At 59.9% G+C, this 17,218-nt stretch carries 17 protein-coding genes; 9 read left to right on the top strand and 8 right to left on the bottom strand.

Features of this window, described 5'->3' with window-relative positions; translation table 11 throughout:
* Positions 1–224: 224 nt before the first annotated feature.
* A complete protein-coding gene (gene ssmE, locus IT763_RS12295; RefSeq protein ID WP_004930487.1) occupies positions 225–557 on the top strand; it encodes a multidrug efflux SMR transporter SsmE in 333 nt (110 codons plus the stop codon).
* 93 nt (positions 558–650) lie between these two features.
* On the opposite strand, the gene IT763_RS12290 is transcribed toward ssmE, so the two are convergent.
* The gene (locus IT763_RS12290; RefSeq protein WP_143779040.1) at positions 651–848 is read right to left on the bottom strand and encodes a hypothetical protein; all 198 of its coding nucleotides are present in this window, start codon (positions 846–848) and stop codon (positions 651–653) included.
* 186 nt (positions 849–1,034) lie between these two features.
* On the opposite strand from IT763_RS12290, the gene IT763_RS12285 reads away from it, so the two are divergent.
* Positions 1,035–1,289, top strand: coding sequence for a DUF333 domain-containing protein (locus IT763_RS12285; protein ID WP_206194750.1), 255 nt, complete (start codon positions 1,035–1,037; stop codon positions 1,287–1,289).
* A gap of 23 nt (positions 1,290–1,312) precedes the next feature.
* On the opposite strand, the gene hslJ is transcribed toward IT763_RS12285, so the two are convergent.
* From hslJ to IT763_RS12270, 3 genes are all read right to left on the bottom strand, one after another.
* Positions 1,313–1,741, bottom strand: coding sequence for a heat shock protein HslJ (gene hslJ / locus IT763_RS12280; protein WP_176063079.1), 429 nt, complete (start codon positions 1,739–1,741; stop codon positions 1,313–1,315).
* A 50-nt stretch (positions 1,742–1,791) separates the two neighbouring features.
* Entirely contained in the window at positions 1,792–2,784 is a 993-nt protein-coding gene (locus IT763_RS12275) for a 2-hydroxyacid dehydrogenase (RefSeq protein WP_016927571.1), read from the bottom strand.
* 142 nt (positions 2,785–2,926) lie between these two features.
* Positions 2,927–3,217 (bottom strand): putative quinol monooxygenase, encoded by a 291-nt coding sequence (locus IT763_RS12270; protein WP_016927572.1) that lies wholly within the window; start codon positions 3,215–3,217, stop codon positions 2,927–2,929.
* Between the two features lie 139 nt (positions 3,218–3,356).
* Between IT763_RS12270 and IT763_RS12265 the strand changes: the two genes are divergently transcribed.
* The 4 genes from IT763_RS12265 (at position 3,357) to IT763_RS12250 (ending at position 7,644) form a co-directional block, all read left to right on the top strand.
* Positions 3,357–4,181: a LysR family transcriptional regulator gene (locus IT763_RS12265; protein WP_197758311.1), complete on the top strand. Its 825-nt coding sequence runs from the start codon at positions 3,357–3,359 to the stop codon at positions 4,179–4,181.
* 324 nt (positions 4,182–4,505) lie between these two features.
* Positions 4,506–7,118, top strand: a complete 2,613-nt coding sequence (locus tag IT763_RS12260) for a YdbH family protein (RefSeq protein WP_206194749.1) — start codon at positions 4,506–4,508, stop codon at positions 7,116–7,118.
* Complete coding sequence (locus IT763_RS12255; protein ID WP_004930472.1) at positions 7,115–7,312, top strand: YnbE family lipoprotein; 198 nt, start codon at positions 7,115–7,117, stop codon at positions 7,310–7,312. Before IT763_RS12260 ends, IT763_RS12255 begins: the two co-directional genes overlap by 4 nt.
* A gap of 8 nt (positions 7,313–7,320) precedes the next feature.
* Positions 7,321–7,644, top strand: a complete 324-nt coding sequence (locus tag IT763_RS12250) for a YdbL family protein (protein WP_049299369.1) — start codon at positions 7,321–7,323, stop codon at positions 7,642–7,644.
* A gap of 119 nt (positions 7,645–7,763) precedes the next feature.
* Here IT763_RS12250 and azoR read toward each other — a convergent pair whose 3' ends face one another.
* Positions 7,764–8,369: an FMN-dependent NADH-azoreductase gene (gene azoR / locus IT763_RS12245; protein ID WP_016927576.1), complete on the bottom strand. Its 606-nt coding sequence runs from the start codon at positions 8,367–8,369 to the stop codon at positions 7,764–7,766.
* A gap of 269 nt (positions 8,370–8,638) precedes the next feature.
* On the opposite strand from azoR, the gene hrpA reads away from it, so the two are divergent.
* A complete protein-coding gene (gene hrpA / locus IT763_RS12240; RefSeq protein ID WP_206194748.1) occupies positions 8,639–12,526 on the top strand; it encodes an ATP-dependent RNA helicase HrpA in 3,888 nt (1,295 codons plus the stop codon).
* Here the strand turns inward: hrpA and IT763_RS12235 are convergent.
* Positions 12,504–13,661 (bottom strand): MFS transporter, encoded by a 1,158-nt coding sequence (locus IT763_RS12235; RefSeq protein WP_206194747.1) that lies wholly within the window; start codon positions 13,659–13,661, stop codon positions 12,504–12,506. The two genes, hrpA and IT763_RS12235, sit on opposite strands and share 23 nt — an antisense overlap.
* A 101-nt stretch (positions 13,662–13,762) precedes the next feature.
* On the opposite strand from IT763_RS12235, the gene IT763_RS12230 reads away from it, so the two are divergent.
* Complete coding sequence (locus tag IT763_RS12230; protein ID WP_176063083.1) at positions 13,763–14,539, top strand: helix-turn-helix transcriptional regulator; 777 nt, start codon at positions 13,763–13,765, stop codon at positions 14,537–14,539.
* A 38-nt stretch (positions 14,540–14,577) separates the two neighbouring features.
* Here the strand turns inward: IT763_RS12230 and IT763_RS12225 are convergent, their stop codons facing one another.
* On the bottom strand, positions 14,578–15,390 hold the full coding sequence (locus IT763_RS12225) for a serine protease (protein ID WP_016927580.1): 813 nt from the start codon (positions 15,388–15,390) through the stop codon (positions 14,578–14,580).
* Positions 15,391–15,684: 294 nt separating this feature from the next.
* Positions 15,685–15,960, bottom strand: coding sequence for an acid resistance repetitive basic protein Asr (gene asr, locus IT763_RS12220; protein ID WP_028127450.1), 276 nt, complete (start codon positions 15,958–15,960; stop codon positions 15,685–15,687).
* Between the two features lie 184 nt (positions 15,961–16,144).
* On the opposite strand from asr, the gene IT763_RS12215 reads away from it, so the two are divergent.
* Positions 16,145–17,050 carry an alpha/beta fold hydrolase gene (locus tag IT763_RS12215; protein ID WP_079449769.1) on the top strand — a complete coding sequence of 302 codons (906 nt, stop codon included), beginning with the start codon at positions 16,145–16,147 and terminating at the stop codon, positions 17,048–17,050.
* Positions 17,051–17,218 lie beyond the last annotated feature (168 nt).

Here is a 17,218-nt window from a genome sequence, read left to right as displayed (position 1 = left end):
TCATTGCTCACAAAGCCGCGAAAGCGCACTTTCGCAGTAATGGAAAAAAGTCTAACAGAGGGGGCGAACGTGGCTTTATCGTGTTTGTGTGGCGGGTGATAAATCGTCAAAGGCGTATTTCCTCGCCGATTAGGGGCCGGGGCAATAAATTGTTTTCACCGTTTAAAGACAATTTATTTCCGGCGCGTCATAATTGCGCATCGGCAAATTGACAGAAGAAAACCATGAGCGCATTTATGTATTTGACGATGGCGATAGTCGCGGAAGTGATCGCCACCACCATGTTGAAAGCCTCTGAGGGCTTTACCCGCCTGTGGCCGTCGCTGCTGGTGGTGCTGGGCTACGGCGTGGCGTTTTGGGGGCTGTCGATGGTGGTCAAAAGCATGCCGCTGGGCATCGTGTATGCGATTTGGTCGGGCATGGGCATCGTGCTGGTGTCGGTCGCCGCAGTGTTCGTTTATCAGCAAAAATTGGATTGGCCGGCGATCGTCGGCATGGGATTAATTATTGCCGGCGTGCTGGTGATTAATTTACTGTCGAAAGCCTCGGTGCACTGAGTGTTATTTTAATGTAAAAAAAGGCCGGCGTGACAGCAAGTCGCGCCGGTTGAAGAATTCAGTCATCATTCACTGAAAATAGTGGAATGCTAATTACTTAGCGCCGCCAGCATAGACGCAAATATCGTTCTCTCCGGTAGCAAAAAATGCGCCGCCGCAATGAAAGCACGCGAAGATAATTAATACCAATGTCGCGGGAAAAACTTCCTCGATGGCAGCGGTGACGTTATCACTTTTTGCGTGCAGCCAGCGCCTGGCAGCGAGTGGCGCCGTCACGGAAATATTCTGCAAACAAAATAAATGTCCGGCCGGCGCAAAAAAACGACAAATAATGGCTGGAATATATTTTCATTATTTATATATCGAGCTAGATTAAACAAGTTTGCATCAAAGATAGCGAAACGTGTCCGCCAAGTGACGCGCGTTATCAGCAATGGCGATTTTACACAGCGCAGTTCCGGGTTCAGGAGTGGGATAATGACGACATCAAAATGGCTGCTTGCCAGCGCCGTGCTGCTTTTAGCCGCCTGCAGCAGCAATAACGAAGAGCCAGTACAGCAGGGCAACAGTGCCAGAATCAATACGTTGCAGACCAGCACCGGTTGCGCGGCGGTCGGTGGCGTTACCACCATCGCGCACAATTTGAACGGTGAAGCGCAGCGCATGTGCCAGATGCCGAACGGCAAGCAGTGCGAAGAGCGCACGCTGGCCCTGGGCAGCTGCGCCGGGTAAGCCCCGGCGCCTGGCCTGCAGGATCAATACACCCAATCGCGCAGGGTATAAATAAGCGTGTGGCCGCTGCCGGTGAGCGTCAGCTGCTGTGCGTTTAGCGTCACTTCGGCGCCGTTTTCCAGCACGGTGCCGATCACCCGATCCCAGCGGTTGCGCTGCTCATCAGGGCACAGCTTGTGCGTCGTGGCCAGCGATTTCACCGTCAGCACGCCGTCGCGTAATTGCCCCTGACCGAAAAAGCGGTTGCACATCGTGCCGGAGACATGCAGGTTCTCGCCGAACTCCAGATTGAGCAGGCCGCCGCCCGCCGGTGATTCTGCCGTGTCGCCATCCACGCTTTGCAACACGAAGTTGTGATGCAGCAGATCGCCTGGCGTGACGGCCGTGTGTGGTTTCATGCTGCACCCCGCTAAGGCCAGCGCCGCAAGGGCGGCCACCGTGGTTTTTCTCATCGCGTTCTCTCAAATAAACAGGGCGCCGCAAGGGCGCCCCGAGGTTACGCTCAGGCGTTCAACTGGTTCGGGCAGGCTTCGCCGCGATCCAACTGGCTGATGTTCTGCAGCGTGGTTTGGGAAATGCTGGTCAACGCCTCTTCGGTCAGGAAAGCCTGATGGCCGGTGAACAGCACGTTGTGGCAGGCCGACAGGCGGCGGAACACGTCATCCTGAATCACGTCGTTAGACTTGTCCTCAAAGAACAGATCGCGTTCGTTCTCGTAGACGTCCATCCCGAGGGCGCCGATTTTTTGCTGCTTCAGCGCATCGATGGCGGCGGTGGAGTCGATGAGCGCGCCACGGCTGGTGTTGATCACCATTACGCCGTTTTTCATCATCGCGAAGGCGTCGGCATTCAGCAAATGGTGGTTCTCCGGCGTCAGCGGGCAGTGCAGGGTGATCACGTCGGATTGCGCGTACAGCGTCTTCAGATCGACATACTCCGCGCCCAGTTCCAGCGCCTGTTCGCTCGGGAACGGATCGTAGGCCAGCAGCTTCATGCCGAAGCCTTTCAGAATGCGCATTGTCGCCACGCCGATTTTACCAGTGCCGATCACGCCGGCGGTGCGATTGTGCATGTTAAAACCGATCAGCCCTTCCAGCGAGAAGTTGGCGTCACGGGTACGCTGATAAGCGCGGTGAATACGGCGGTTCAGGCACATCATCATGCCTACCGCGTGTTCCGCCACGGCCTCCGGCGAGTAGGCCGGCACGCGCACCACCTTGATGCCCAGTTCTTTGGCGGCGTCCAGATCGACGTTATTAAAACCGGCGCAGCGCAGGGCGAGAATTTCGACGCCCAGCGCCGCCAGTTCTTCGAGCACTTCACGGCTGCCGTCGTCGTTGACGAAGATACACACCGCCTTGCAACCGGCGGCCGTTTTGGCGGTTTTTTTACTGAGTAAAAAGTCGAAGAATTCCAGCTCATAGCCAAACTGCTGGTTCACCAGTTCGAGGTATTTACGGTCATACTGTTTGGTACTGTATATCGCCAATTTCATCGTGGTTTCTCCACCGTGATTTTGTGATCAATTTAACAGATTTTAGTAAATTCGACAATTGGTTAGCGGTTTGTCCTGCACGGGGTTTGTCCGATGAAACAGGGGGATGAAACCGGCCCGCATTGGGCCGGTTCACGCGATGTTAGCGAGCGATTTCCGTGTAATGGTGCTCATCGTAATCATGGGTCAAATACCCGTTGACGGCATCGTTAAAGGCGATCCAATGCGGCGTTTTCTGGTGTGCCGAAAGCGCCGCCTTATCGTCCCAGTTTTCGATCAGCGCATAGCTGTTTTCATCGTTCTGGCATTGCCAAAGCTGGTAAAAAGAGCAGCCGGTTTCTTTATTGGATTCCTGCACCATAGTGTTGAGCAGACTGAGAAAAGCTGGGCGTTTGGCCGGGTTGACCTGAAAAAAGACGTTGAGCGTGATCATGGTTTATTTCCTCTGTCGATAATGAAACTGGAATTTCCAGGAGGCAGCAATGTGCTGACTGCGAGCATTCTATGGGCTTGATGGTTGATTAAAAGTGAAATAAAGTTCGGTTATCATTCATTTTTGGTGAAGATTTGTGGTGTTGAAACGTGCTCAGTTGGTCACCTTTTGCATGGTGGTTGAGTCGGAGAGTCTCACGGCTGCGGCGGAGCGGCTGTTTTGCGTGCCCTCTAACGTGACCAAGAAATTAAAAGAGTTGGAAACGGCGTGTGGCGTTACGCTATTTGAGCGTGAGCGCAATCGGCTGTCGCTCACACCGGAAGGCCGGGCGCTTTACCATAAGGCCAAGCGCTTTTTGGCTATCGAAGAGCGGGCGCGAGCGCAGCTTGAACAGGATCCGGTACAGGGTGAATTGAAGCTTGGCGCGCTGGATATCGCCTTGAGTCATCATCTGCCGCAAAAGTTGGCGCATTACCGTGCGCAGAACCGCCGCGTTCAGTTGAGTGTGGTGCAAGGCTATTCGCTGGATCTGGAGTTTCAATTGCAAAAAGGGACTCTGGACGTGGTGTTTTCAGATGGGCCGATAGAACATCCGCAGCTGCAGAGCCGGCGTGCTTTTCAGGAGCGTTTGGTCTTCATTGGCGGGGCGTATCAGCCAGCGTTGCTGGCAAAAAGCGATCTCTATGTTTATTCGCGTCAATGCCACTATCGCCATCTGGTGGACGCCTGGCTGCAAAAGCAGCAAATCATCCCCGCCGCGCTGCTGGAGGTGGAATGCTACGACGTGATATTCGCCTGCGTAACAGCGGGGTTGGGGTATGCGTTTGTCCCTGAAAGCCTCGCGCGACAGCGGGAGGTGGCGTATATCGAGTGCGGGAATGAAATGCGCAGCGATATTTATGCTATCTGGCGTAAAGCGAGCGACAGCCGCATAGTACAGGCTTTTATTGAGGCCGTGATTTGAAATTAACGGCAAAAAAATCCCCACGGGGGTGTGGGGAATGGCTTCTCTAGTACACAGTTAGCTAGCAGCTAAACTTTTATTAGAATGGTTGCAAGACTATTAATCATCAACGGTAACAACAATAACAAAAGTCTGAAAACTGTCCTGTTAATGTGATGTAGTTGTAACGAAAATCTACAACTCCGCACACGTTTGCGCCAAAAAGGTGCAAATCGCTTCTGCGAGCCTGCTCGGCTTCACCCTATGTCAAATTCGTGCCATCATTATTGTCAATTCAGGCATAGACTTAACCAATGCCTAACTCAGGAACGAAGCAATCATTTAATGACCAGGCGATTGAAAGTATTCATAGGGACGGTGGCGGGCTGCGCAATCCTGGTGCTGGCGTTGTGGCAAACCTTGCCGCGCTGGCTGCCGGGGGTGTTATCGCATTGGTTGCCGGCGGGGAGCCGCCTGGAATTGCAGGGCAAATTGCACTGGCGCCAGGGCGGGCTGGCGTTGGCGGGGGCGCGTTTCACTGCGCAAGATTGCCTGTTGGCCAACGTCGGGCCGACGCGGCTGGTTTACCGTCAGGGCCGCTGGCAGCTGTCGAGCCATAAGGTCAGCGTCGATAGCGCCTGTTTGTCAAAACTGCCGAGCGGCGACGCCAACAGCGCGCCGCTGGCGCTCGATCAGCTGCAGCAACAGCTGCCGCCGCTGGATCTCACCATTAATGACTTGACGCTCATTCCCTGGCAGCGCTATGCCGGCAAGCTGCAGCTTTCCTCCGGCCCCGACGGGCAACGTCTGCATTATCGGGGGCCGAATCTCAGCGCCGAGGCGCAGCTGGATGAAAAACAGCAGCTGACGTTGCAGAGCCTGACCGTGGTTCCGCCCAACAGCGCACAACCGCTGCACCTCGCCGGCAAGATAACCATTCCGTTGGATCTGGCTAGCCTGCCGACGCAGGGCGCGTTGCAGGGGGAAATGCAGACCGCCTATCTGGAAAAACCGGTATTGCTGGACATGCGCTGGCAACAGCAGCAGGGCGTGTTGACGGTAAGCGAAAAAGGTGACGATCGCCCGCTGGCGGTGTTGCCGTGGGAAGTCGCGCCGCAGCGGGTCAGCATCAAGCAGGGCGAGTGGCGTTGGCCGTACAGCGAGCAGCCGTTGAACGGCGGGCTCAGCATCGCGCTGCACGATTGGAGCAAAGGACTGGATGAAACGGAGATCAGCGCGCGGCTGAACGTCATCACCGCGGGTCACAACGGCAAGGGCAATGCGGTGCTCACCCTCGGGCCGGGCAAGGTGGGGTTGACCGACAGCGATCTGCGCTTCCAACTGACCGGCCAGGCCAATCTGGCCGACTTTTCCACTACCGCGTCGATCCCGGGCGTGATCGGCGGCAGCATTCTCAACCCGACGCTGGTGCTGCAGCCGGGTTCGCTGCTGCGCCTGTGGGGCAAGGTGACGCCGGAAATGACGCTGGAAGAGGCGCGTTTGCCGCTGGCGGGCGTGAAGGTGACCGCCGCCGGTATCACCGGCCGCCTGCAGGCGATTTTGAGCGCCAGCGACAGTTACTGGGGCCGCTTCAAGCTGCATCTGGACGGCCAGGCGCAGGATTTCTGGCCGGACAAGGGCAACTGGCAATGGCGTTACTGGGGCAATGGCCGCTTGCCGCCGCTGCAGGCCGCCTGGGACGTCGCCGGCAGCGGCCGTTGGCGCGACAGTGAGTTGGTGCTCGACAAACTTTCCACCGGCTTCGATAAGTTGAAGTACGGTCTGGTGACGGTCGCCGCGCCGCGCCTGAGCCTCAATCAGCCGCTGCGCTGGCGGCGTGATGAACAAAGTCCGCAGTTCAACGGCGAGTTGCAGCTGGCGGCGGATAAGGTCAGCTTCAGCGACGGCGGCTATCTGCCGGCGCCGGTGCTGGCGCTGCAGGTAAACGGCCGTTCGCCGGACAGTTTCCAACTGCAGGGCAAACTGCAGGCGCAACAGATTGGGCCGATCGCGCTGCGCGGCCGTTGGGACGGCGAACGTCTGCGCGGCGAAGCCTGGTGGCCGAAACAGTCGCTGAAGGTGTTCCAACCGCTGCTGGCGCCGGATCTCAATCTCACGCTGCGCGACGGCGAGTTTTACGCGCAGTCGGCGTTTTCCGCCGCGCGCGAACAGGGGTTCGAGGCCGGTGGCCACTGGGTGGTGAAAAACGGCGGCATGTGGCTGAAGGACGGCGAGATGAGCGGCCTGGATTTTATCCTGTCGTACCGGTTCAAGCAGCATCACTGGCAATTGGGGGCCAAACAGCCGGTGTCGCTGCGCATCAAGTCTTTCACCAACCTGTTCGAGATGCAGAACATTTCCGCCGATTTGCAGGGCACCTATCCTTATAGCGAAGGGCAGCCGCTGACGTTGAGCAACGTCGGCGTGGACATGCTCAACGGGCATATCAGCCTGTCGGCACTGCGGTTGCCGCAGCATGACGCCGCAGTGCTGAAGCTGGACAAGGTCGATCTCAGCGCGCTGTTTACCGCCCTGAAACCGAAGCAGTTCGCCATGTCCGGCCGCGTCGACGGCGAGTTGCCGCTGTTCCTGAATCACCCGAAATGGCTGGTGCAAAACGGCTGGATCGCCAACGCCGGCACATTGACGCTGCGCCTGGACAAAGACATGGCCGACGCCATCGGCAGCAACAACCTGGCGACCGGCGCGGCGATCGACTGGCTGCGCTACATGGAAATCAACCGTTCGCACGCCCGGGTCGATCTCGACAACCTGGGCGAGCTGACGCTGAGCGCGCGCATCGACGGCATCAACCCGCAGAAAAGCGCCAAGCGCGAGGTGATCCTGAACTATCGCCATCAGGAAAACGTGTTTCAGCTGTGGCGCAGTTTGCGCTTCGGCGACAATTTACAGGAGTGGCTGGAGCAGGCCCTCTCACAACCTGGGGAGCAACAATGAAAATCATGAGTGTGTCGGCGCTGGCAGCGGTGCTGTGCGTTTCGCTGCTGAGCGGCTGCGTGCCGCGCATCGAGGTGGCGACGCCGAAGGATCCGATCACCATCAATATGAACGTCAAGATCGAGCATGAAATTCATATCAAGGTGGATAAGGACGTCGAAAACCTGCTGAAAACCCAAAGCGGTCTGTTCTAGGAGCCGACATGAAAAAACGTTATTTGTGGCTGGCCGGCGCCGCCTGGCTGTTCAGCGGCCTGGCGATGGCGTTGACGCTGGATGAGGCGAAGCAGCAAGGTCGGGTGGGGGAAACCCTGAGCGGTTATATCGCGCCGGTGAAGCAGGACGCGGAAACCCTGGCGCTGGTGAAACGCATCAACGCCGGCCGCGCCGAGAAGTATCAGGAAGTGGCGGACGGCAACCATATCGCCGTCGACGAAGTGGCGCGCATGGCCGGGCAAAAGCTGGTGACGCGCGCGCAAAGCGGCGAGTATGTGCGCGGCATCAACGGGCAGTGGCTGAAGAAATAAAAAAAAGCGCGCCGTCTGGCGCGCCAAAAGATACGGATAGATGATTATTATGAGGGTAGTGCAGGTTTGACAGGACTTGCCTCTTGTCCGGCAGGGGCACGGCGCCCCTGCGCAGGGTCTTAGGCAGCAACCACCTGAGACAGGGCCGCCTTGGCGTCTTCCTGTGCTTTGGTCGCCACTTCCGGGCCATAGGCGATGCCTTCCGCGAAGACGAACTCCACGTCGGTGATGCCGATGAAGCCCAGGAACAGACGCAGGTAAGGTTCTACCAGGTCGGTCGGGGTGCCTTTATGGATGCCGCCGCGGCTGGTCAGGATCACGGCGCGTTTGTTTTTCACCAGGCCTTCCGGACCGTTTTCGGTGTAACGGAAGGTCACGCCGGCGCGGGCAACCAGGTCGAAATAGTTTTTCAGCTGGGTCGGGATGTTGAAGTTGTACATCGGTGCGGCAATCACGATGACGTCATTGGCCTGCAGCTCGGCGATCAGCTCGTCCGACAGCGCCAGCGCTTCTTGTTGACGCGGGGTCAACGGAGCATCGGAAGGACGCAGCGCGCCGACCAGTTCGCCGTCCAGCACCGGGATTGGCTGTGCGGCCAGATCGCGCACGGTGATGGTGTCGCCGCCATGGGCGTTGCTCCATTGCTCTACGAAGAAATCGGCCAGTTGGTTAGACTGAGAGTAGGTCGCCAGGATGCTTGATTTCAGAACCAATACGTTGCTCATCGATAATTCCTTACGTTGTGACAGTGACATCAGGACTCAGCGTCCCTTGCATGAAGTACATGCTATTCACATTCCACACACAGTGATAGCGCAATATTTCGAGATCTTCGTTCGATTTTATTGAATAACATGCCGAGGCTTTACTCGCGAAAGTAGGGAGGAAAAGCCGTTTGTGATAGGCTGTGCGGCTAAAGCAAAAAAATCGCTAAAAAAACATTAAACCGTGGCCAAGCCTGGTCTTGGCCACGATGAAACAAGGAACACCGAACGTGAAATCTCCGCTCGAGGCACTGCCGGCCCAACTGGGCGAGCTGATGCTCCGCGATCAACAACGCCTGCGTCGTCGCCTGCATGGCGCACGAAAAATCAAAAATCCCGATGCCCAGCTGGCGGTCGCCGCCGAAGTGGAAAGCGACATCGCGGCGGCGCGGCAAAAAGTGCAGGCGCGCGCCGCGTCTTGCCCGCGCATTACCTATCCGGAAAGCCTGCCGGTCAGCCAGAAAAAGCAGGACATTTTAAACGCTGTCCGCGACCACCAGGTGGTGATCGTCGCCGGGGAGACCGGCTCGGGGAAAACCACCCAGTTGCCGAAGATCTGTCTGGAGCTGGGGCGTGGCGTGAAAGGGCTGATCGGCCATACCCAGCCGCGCCGCCTGGCGGCGCGTACCGTCGCCAACCGCATCGCCGACGAGCTGGAAACCCCGCTCGGCGGCAGCGTGGGCTACAAGGTGCGCTTCAACGATCAGGTGGGGGAAAACACCCTGGTCAAGCTGATGACCGACGGTATCTTGCTGGCGGAGATTCAGCAGGATCGCCTGCTGATGCAGTACGACACGCTGATCATCGATGAAGCGCACGAGCGCAGCCTCAACATCGACTTTATTCTCGGCTACCTGCGCGAACTGTTGCCGAAGCGCCCGGATCTCAAGGTGATCATCACCTCGGCGACCATCGATCCGCAGCGCTTCTCGCGCCACTTCAACAATGCGCCGATCATCGAGGTTTCCGGACGCACTTACCCGGTGGAGGTGCGTTACCGTCCGGTGGTCGACGACGGCGACGATACCGATCGCGACCAGCTGCAGGCGATTTTCGATGCGGTGGACGAGCTTGGACGCGAAGGGCCGGGCGACATTCTGATCTTCATGAGCGGCGAGCGCGAGATCCGCGACACCGCCGACGCCCTGAACCGCCTCAATCTGCCGCACACCGAAGTGCTGCCGCTGTATGCGCGCCTGTCGAACAGCGAGCAGAATCGGGTGTTCCAGTCGCACCACGGCCGCCGTATCGTGCTGGCCACCAACGTGGCGGAAACCTCGCTGACGGTGCCGGGCATCAAATACGTCATCGATCCGGGCACCGCGCGCATCAGCCGCTACAGCTTCCGCACCAAGGTGCAGCGCCTGCCGATCGAGCCGGTGTCGCAGGCCTCCGCCAACCAGCGTAAAGGGCGTTGCGGCCGCGTGTCGGAAGGGGTGTGCATTCGTCTGTACTCCGAACAGGATTTCCTGTCGCGGCCGGCGTTTACCGATCCGGAAATTCTGCGCACCAACCTGGCGTCGGTCATTCTGCAGATGACCTCGCTGGGGCTGGGCGACATCGCCGCGTTTCCGTTCGTCGAAGCGCCGGATAAACGCAACATTCAGGATGGCGTGCGCCTGCTGGAAGAGCTAGGGGCGATCGCCACCGCCGACAACGGCCACTATCAGCTGACGCCGCAAGGCCGCCAACTGGCGCAGTTGCCGATCGACCCGCGTCTGGCGCGCATGGTGCTGGAAGCGCAGAAGAGCGGCAGCGTGCGCGAGGTGATGATCATCACCGCCGCGCTGTCGATTCAGGATCCGCGTGAGCGCCCGATGGACAAGCAGCAGGCCTCGGATGAAAAACACCGCCGCTTCGCCGACAAAGACTCGGATTTCCTGGCGTTCGTCAACCTGTGGGATTATCTGCAGGAGCAGCAAAAGGCGAACTCCTCCAGCCAGTTCCGCCGGCTGTGCCGCAACGATTTTCTCAACTACCTGCGGGTACGCGAGTGGCAGGATATCTACACCCAGCTGCGCCAGGTGGTGAAAGAGCTGGGGTTGCCTATCAACAGCACGCCTTCCGACTACCGCAGCGTGCACACCGCGCTGCTGACCGGCCTGTTGTCGCACATCGGCCAGAAGGATGCGGACAAGCAGGAATACACCGGCGCGCGCAACGCCCGCTTCTCGATCTTCCCCGGCTCCGGCCTGTTCAAGAAGCCGCCGAAGTGGACCATGGTGGCCGAACTGGTGGAAACCAGCCGCCTGTGGGGGCGCATCGCCGCGCGCATCGAACCGGAATGGATCGAGCCGCTGGCTCAGCATCTGGTGAAACACAGCTACAGCGAGCCGCACTGGTCGAAGTCGCAGGGGGCGGTGATGGCCAGCGAAAAGGTCACGCTGTTCGGTTTGCCGATCGTCGCGGCGCGCCAGGTCAATTACGGCGCCATCGATCCATTGCTGTGCCGCGAGCTGTTTATCCGCCATGCGCTGGTGGAGGGGGACTGGCAGACGCGCCACGCCTTCTTCCGCGACAACCAAAAGCTGCGCGCCGAAGTGGAAGAGCTGGAGCATAAATCGCGCCGCCGCGATATTCTGGTGGACGACGAAACGCTGTTCGGCTTCTACGATCGCCGGATCCCCAACGACGTGGTGTCCGGCCGTCATTTCGACAGCTGGTGGAAGAACGCGGCCAAACAGCAGCCGGATCTGCTGAACTTCGAAAAAGAGATGCTGATCAAAGACGGCGCCAACAAGATCAGCGCGCTCGACTACCCGAACTTCTGGCATCAGGGCAATCTCAAGCTGCGGCTGAGCTATCAGTTCGAACCGGGCACCGACGCCGACGGCGTGACGGTGCATATTCCGCTGCCGATCCTCAATCAGGTGGAGGAGCAGGGCTTCGAGTGGCAAATCCCCGGCATCCGCCGTGAGCTGGTGATTGCGCTGATCAAGTCGCTGCCGAAACCGGTGCGTCGCAACTTCGTGCCGGCGCCGAACTACGCCGAGGCGTTCCTGGGCCGCGTAACGGCGCTGGAATTGCCGCTGCTGGACGCGCTGGAGCGCGAGCTGCGGCGCATGACTGGTGTGACCGTGTCACGTGATGACTGGCAGTGGGATCAGGTGCCCGATCACCTGAAGATGACTTTCCGCGTGGTGGGAGAGAAAAACCAGACGCTGCGCGAAGGCAAAGACCTGGCCGCGTTGCGCCTGCAGTTGAAAGAGAAGGTGCAGGAGACGCTGTCGGCGGTGGCCGACGACGGGCTGGAGCAGAGCAATCTGCATGTCTGGAGCTTTGGCCAACTGCCGGCGTTTTACGAGCAGAAGCGCGGCGGCTATTCGATGAAGGCGTACCCGGCGCTGGTGGATGAAAAGGACAGCGTGGCGATCCGCCTGTTCGACAGCGAAATCGAGCAGCAACAGGCGATGTGGCAGGGTACGCGCCGCCTGCTGTTGCTGAATATTCCTTCGCCGATCAAATACCTGCATGAAAAGTTGCCGAACAAGGCCAAGCTGGGGCTCTATTTCAACCCGTACGGCAAGGTGCTGGAGCTGATCGACGACTGCATTTCGTGCGGCATCGACAAGCTGATCGCCGAACACGGCGGCCCGGTCTGGCAAGAAGAAGGCTTTGCGCGCCTGCAGGAACAGATCCGCGCCGAGCTGAACGACACGGTCGTCGAGGTGGCCAAGCAGGTTGAACAGATCCTGACGGCGGTCTTCAACATCAACAAACGGCTGAAGGGCCGGGTGGACATGTCGTTGGCGCTGGCGCTGTCGGACATCAAGACCCAGCTCGGTGGGCTGGTCTACCGCGGCTTCGTGACCGGCAACGGGTGGAAACGCCTGCCGGATACGCTGCGTTACCTGCAGGCGATCGAGCGCCGATTGGAAAAATTGGCTATCGATCCGCACCGCGACCGCGCGCAGATGTTGCGGGTGGAGCAGGTGCAGCAGGCGTGGCAGCAGTGGTTGAACAAGCTGCCGCCGAAGCGACAGCAGGAGGAAGAAGTGAAGGCGGTGCGCTGGATGATCGAAGAGCTGCGCGTCAGCCTGTTCGCGCAGCAGTTGGGCACGCCTTACCCGATTTCCGACAAGCGCATTTTGCAAACTATCGAGCAGCTTTCGGGTTAAGCTCGGGCGCACCGGCCGGCAAGCGGCCGGCGCACCACAGGCTCAACAGGCCGCACAGCAGCAGCGTGGCGGCCAAATCCTGCCCGCGCGCCACGATCGTCAGCCCCAGGGCGATCAACAGATAGTACAGCAGCCCGAATAACGCGCCGGCGGTGCCGAGTTGCTGCCGGTAGCGACTCAGCGCCTGGCTCAGCACATTCGGGATAGCCAACCCGAACGCCAGCATCACCAGCGCACAGGGGAGCAGCATCCACAGGCTGTGTTGCCACCAGAACAATGCCACGCCGCTGGCCACCGCCAGCAAACCGCCCAGCAGGATCTGATGTTTGGCGCTGACGCCGCGCGCCAGCAGGTGGCGGTTCAACAGCGCCCCCGCCAGGCTGCCCAAAGCCAGCATCACGCCCGAGTAGCCAAATTGTTGGCTGTTCAACCCCAGCCTTTCGAACATGAACGGCGCCAGGCTGAAGTAGCTGAACACCATGATATTGAAGCTGGCGACCAGCAGCGCCGAGCACCAGATGTGCCGATCGCGCAGTATTGCCGTCAGGGCAATGCCCGGCGCGGCGGCCGTTGCGGTTTGCCGCCGTCGCGTTTCCGGCAATGTGCCGTAGCTCCACAGCAGCAGCGCCAGCGCCCAGGCCGCCTGCGCGGTGAAAATCGCCGCGCTGCCGCCCCAGGCGACCAGCGCGCCGCCGGCGAACATCCCCAGCAGCGGGCTGATGGAGAGCGCGATGCCGACCAGCGCGAACATGCGCCCCAGCGCCGGGCCTTGATAGACATCACGCAGCATGGTTTGCGTGACGATTGAGCCGACCGCGGCGCCGAAGGCGATCAGCGCACGGGCGGCCAGCAACAGCGTGAAACTGCCGCTCAGCAGCGCGAGGCCGGCGCCGACCAGATAGAGCGCCAGGCCGGCCAGCATCGCCGGACGGCGGCCGAACCGATCGCAGAAGGCTCCCCAAAAGGCGACGCCGAGGGCGAAGGCGAAGAAATAGATGGATAACGTCTGCCCGGCCTGTGCGGCGCTGACGCCGAAATCGCTGCGGATGGCGGTGAGCGCCGGGCTGTACAGCGTTTCCAGGAGCTGCGGCGTCATGATGGCGGTGACGAGCAGCGGCAAAGATAAGCGTTGCATGATGCACATTCTCCCTAAAAGTTAAGGCGGCCAGTATAGGGAGCGGCGTTTTGTTCGATTACAATCATCCGGACAAAAAACAACAGGTATAGGACAGTCTGATGGCGCTGATTCAACAGCATCACCCGTTCGACCCGGATCGGCTGCCGGCACCGGCTCTCGGCATCGCGGCGGTACTGGCGGAGCACGACTCCGGGCTGCATTGGCATCAGCGTTCGCAGCTGCTGTATGCGCCGCAGGGCTGCATGACGGTCACGTTGGCGCAGCAGTGGCTGATTCTGCCGCCGACGCGCAGCGTCTGGATACCGGGCGGCATTGCGCATCGGGTGCAGCTGCGCGGCCGCGTCGCGTATCGCTCGCTGTATTTCGATCCGGCGCTGACGGCCGCCATGCCGCCACAGGCAACGGTGCTGGCGGTAAACCCGCTGTTGGCGGCGATCGTCGAGCGCATCGCGCACTGGCCGCTGGACTATGCGTTGGCACAGCCCCACGCGCGCGATTTGCTGGCGGTGCTGATCAATGAGTTGGGCGAGGCGCAGCGCGAGAATACCCAGTTGCGGCTGCCGCAGGATAAGCGTCTTGCCGCCTGGTTGGCGACGCTGCCGGAGAGCGACGAGTTGCCGGCGTTGGCGGCGTTGGCGCAGCGCTTGCACCTGCACGCCAAAACGCTGACGCGGCTGTTTCAGCGGGAAACCGGCCTGAGCTATCAGCAGTGGTGCCAGCAGTGGCGGCTGATGCGCGCGATCGAACTGCTGGCGTCGTTGCCGTCGGTCAGCGCGGTGGCGCAGCGGTTGGGGTTTTCCAGCGACAGTGCGTTTATCGCGTTTTTCCGTCAGTTCACCGGCACCACGCCGCGGCGCTATATGCAAGGGGGCTGAAAAAGCACAACGGCGCATAATGCGCCGTTGTGAGAGGATTATTTGCCTGCCGCCAGGGCGTCCAGCGCTTCGCGGATGCCGGGCACCGCCAGGGCGCGGTTATCGGCGCGATAGCGATCTTTCGCCGCCGGCGCCGAGCTTTGGATGGCGATCAGTTGCCAGCCGTCGGCGGTTTTCAACAGCAGCGGTGAGCCGCTGTCGCCGGGCAGGGTATCACATTGGTGCGACAGTACGCCTTGCTGAGCCCAGCCGGTGACCTTGCAGTTTTGGTGGCTGTAGAGGTCATCCAGGTGGTCTTCCGGGTAACCCGCCTGAGTTATCAGCCGCTTGGCCTGTTTTAGGGCCTGGGTCAACGCCTTGCTGTCGCCTTGCCACAGCGGCAACGGGGCGATCGGCAGCGGCTTTTTGTCTTTCAGACGGATCAGCGCAAAGTCATAAGCGGCCGCAGCGGGCGGGACGATCCAGCCATCACCGTCCGGCTTCAGCTTTTTGCCCAGCTTGCTGTCGACCAAGGTCTCGATATCGCCGGTTTGATACCGCCAGGATTTATCGCCCGCCACGAAGCGCAGGGCGATGGCTTTATCCAGTTGCCCGGGCGGCGCCAGAACGCAGTGGCCGGCGGTCAACGCCAGGTGCGGAGAGATCAGCGTGGCGGTACACAGATTGCCGCTGGCGGTTTCGACCTGGCCGATGGCTTGCCACGGCTGGGCGGCGGTATCCGTGACCTTGATTCGTTCATCTTTGCCGAAAAACAGACGCGTTTGCTCGGCCTTGGACGGGCCGTCGGCGCGTGCCGCCTGAGCAGCGATAAGCGGAAGTGAGCACAGCAACAGTAAAACGGATATGCGCATAGATCTCTTGCCTGACAAATACGGATCATCCATAAACACACTGAATGCTAACTATAGACTGATTTAGCAGCCATGTGGATGGGCAATAATTGATTTTTCAATAATTTCCCGCCGGCAACGCGGCAGGCTACAGGTAAAAAAAGACGGCGATCAGTCCGCAAAGGATCAGGGCGGTCAGAACGATCTCGAACAGGTAGCGGCGCAGCATCAATGAGAACCCCCCGATGAAAAAACACCCGGCGAACCGGGTGTCGTACACGTCAAGCCTGAAGCGGTGAGGGGACCCTCACGTCATTACGCTTTTTTGTGGCTGGCTTTCTTGTGGTGCTTTTTAGCCGCCTGGGCCTTTTGAGCCGGGGCTTTCTTCGCGGCTTTTTTGTGATGCTTCTTGGCCGCCTGCGCTTTCTGTACCGGTGCTTTCTTGCCGTGGTGTTTCACCTGAGCTTTAGCCGGCGCAGCGGTGGCGGTGGTTGCGGTAGCCGCAGGTGCGGTGGTGGCAGCCTCGGCAGCGAAAGCCACGGAAGACAGACCCATTGCAGCGGCAACAACCAGAGCTAATACTTTTTTCATCGTAGAATCCTCAACATGACTTTTGGGTATCAACCCCACTGCGGGGCCGTTGAAATGATAGTAGGCAAACGGCGCCCGGCTTTCCGTGAGTGATTGGTTTCGGCATGTAACCTAATGTACAGGGCGGCGGCGGCGAGGGGATTGCTGCTATAATGACCGCCAGGCGCGATAAAAGAGATTTAAAATGAACGAGATAGTGATTCGTTGTGGCGTGACCGAACAGGGCGAGGTGCCGCTGGCCTATGAGGACTGGGGCGATGAGGCGCACCCGCCGCTGCTGCTCATCATGGGCATCGGCGCGCAGCTTCTGTTGTGGCCTGACGACTTCTGCCGCGCCCTGGTGGCCCAGGGATTTCGGGTGATCCGTTATGACAACCGCGACGTCGGCCTTTCCGGCAAAACGCAGGCGCAACGCACGCAGCCGTTGTGGCTGCTGATGCTGCGCGCCCAGCTCGGCTGGCAAACGCCGGTGCCTTATACCCTGGCGGACATGGCGACGGACGCGGCGCATCTGCTCGATCATTTACGCATCCCGCAGGCTCACGTACTGGGCGCTTCGATGGGGGGGATGATCGCCCAGGTGCTGGCCGCCGAATACCCGCAGCGCGTCGCCTCGCTATGCATCTTGTTCTCCAGCACCAATCAGCCGCTGTTGCCACCGCCGGCGCCTTCGCTGCTGTGGCTGTTGGCGCGCCGGCCGGCGGCCGATTTGACGCTGCAGCAGCGCCAGGAGGGAATGAAGGCCTTCCTGCGCGCGCTCGGTACCCGGTTTTACCCGCCGGAGGAGGCGGAACTGGATGCATTGGTGAATCGGCTATTGAAGCGGGGCGTGGATCCCGAAGGCGTGCAGCGGCAACTTTCCGCGTTGCTCGGCAGCGGCGATCTGCGTCGCTACAGCCGGCGCATAGCCGCGCCGACGCTGGTCATTCACGGCGATCGCGATCGGCTGGTGCGCAAGGCCGGCGGGGTGGCGATCGCTCGGGCTGTCGTCAACGCCAAATTGCATATTATGCCGGGCATGGGGCATGACCTGCCTGCGCCGTTGAGGCCGCAGCTGGCGGCGATGATCGCCCGTCATGCTCTGGGATGAGAAGCCGGGACGCCGGCGTTTTTTGCCATTTTAGTTACAACATACTAATGATGAGTAGCCACCCGCCACTCTGCGGCTAAGGCGTTGTCAGCAGGGAACGTGCGCTATGAAACATTATCCGGTCATGCAGACGGAAAAAGGGCGCGGCTGGGGCCGCGCCAGGAGAGA

This window comes from Serratia sp. CMO1 (genome assembly GCF_015689115.1).
Lineage (GTDB): Bacteria > Pseudomonadota > Gammaproteobacteria > Enterobacterales > Enterobacteriaceae > Serratia > Serratia marcescens.
Note: the sequence above shows the minus strand (reverse complement) of the source record. Positions and strands in the feature narration are given on the sequence as shown.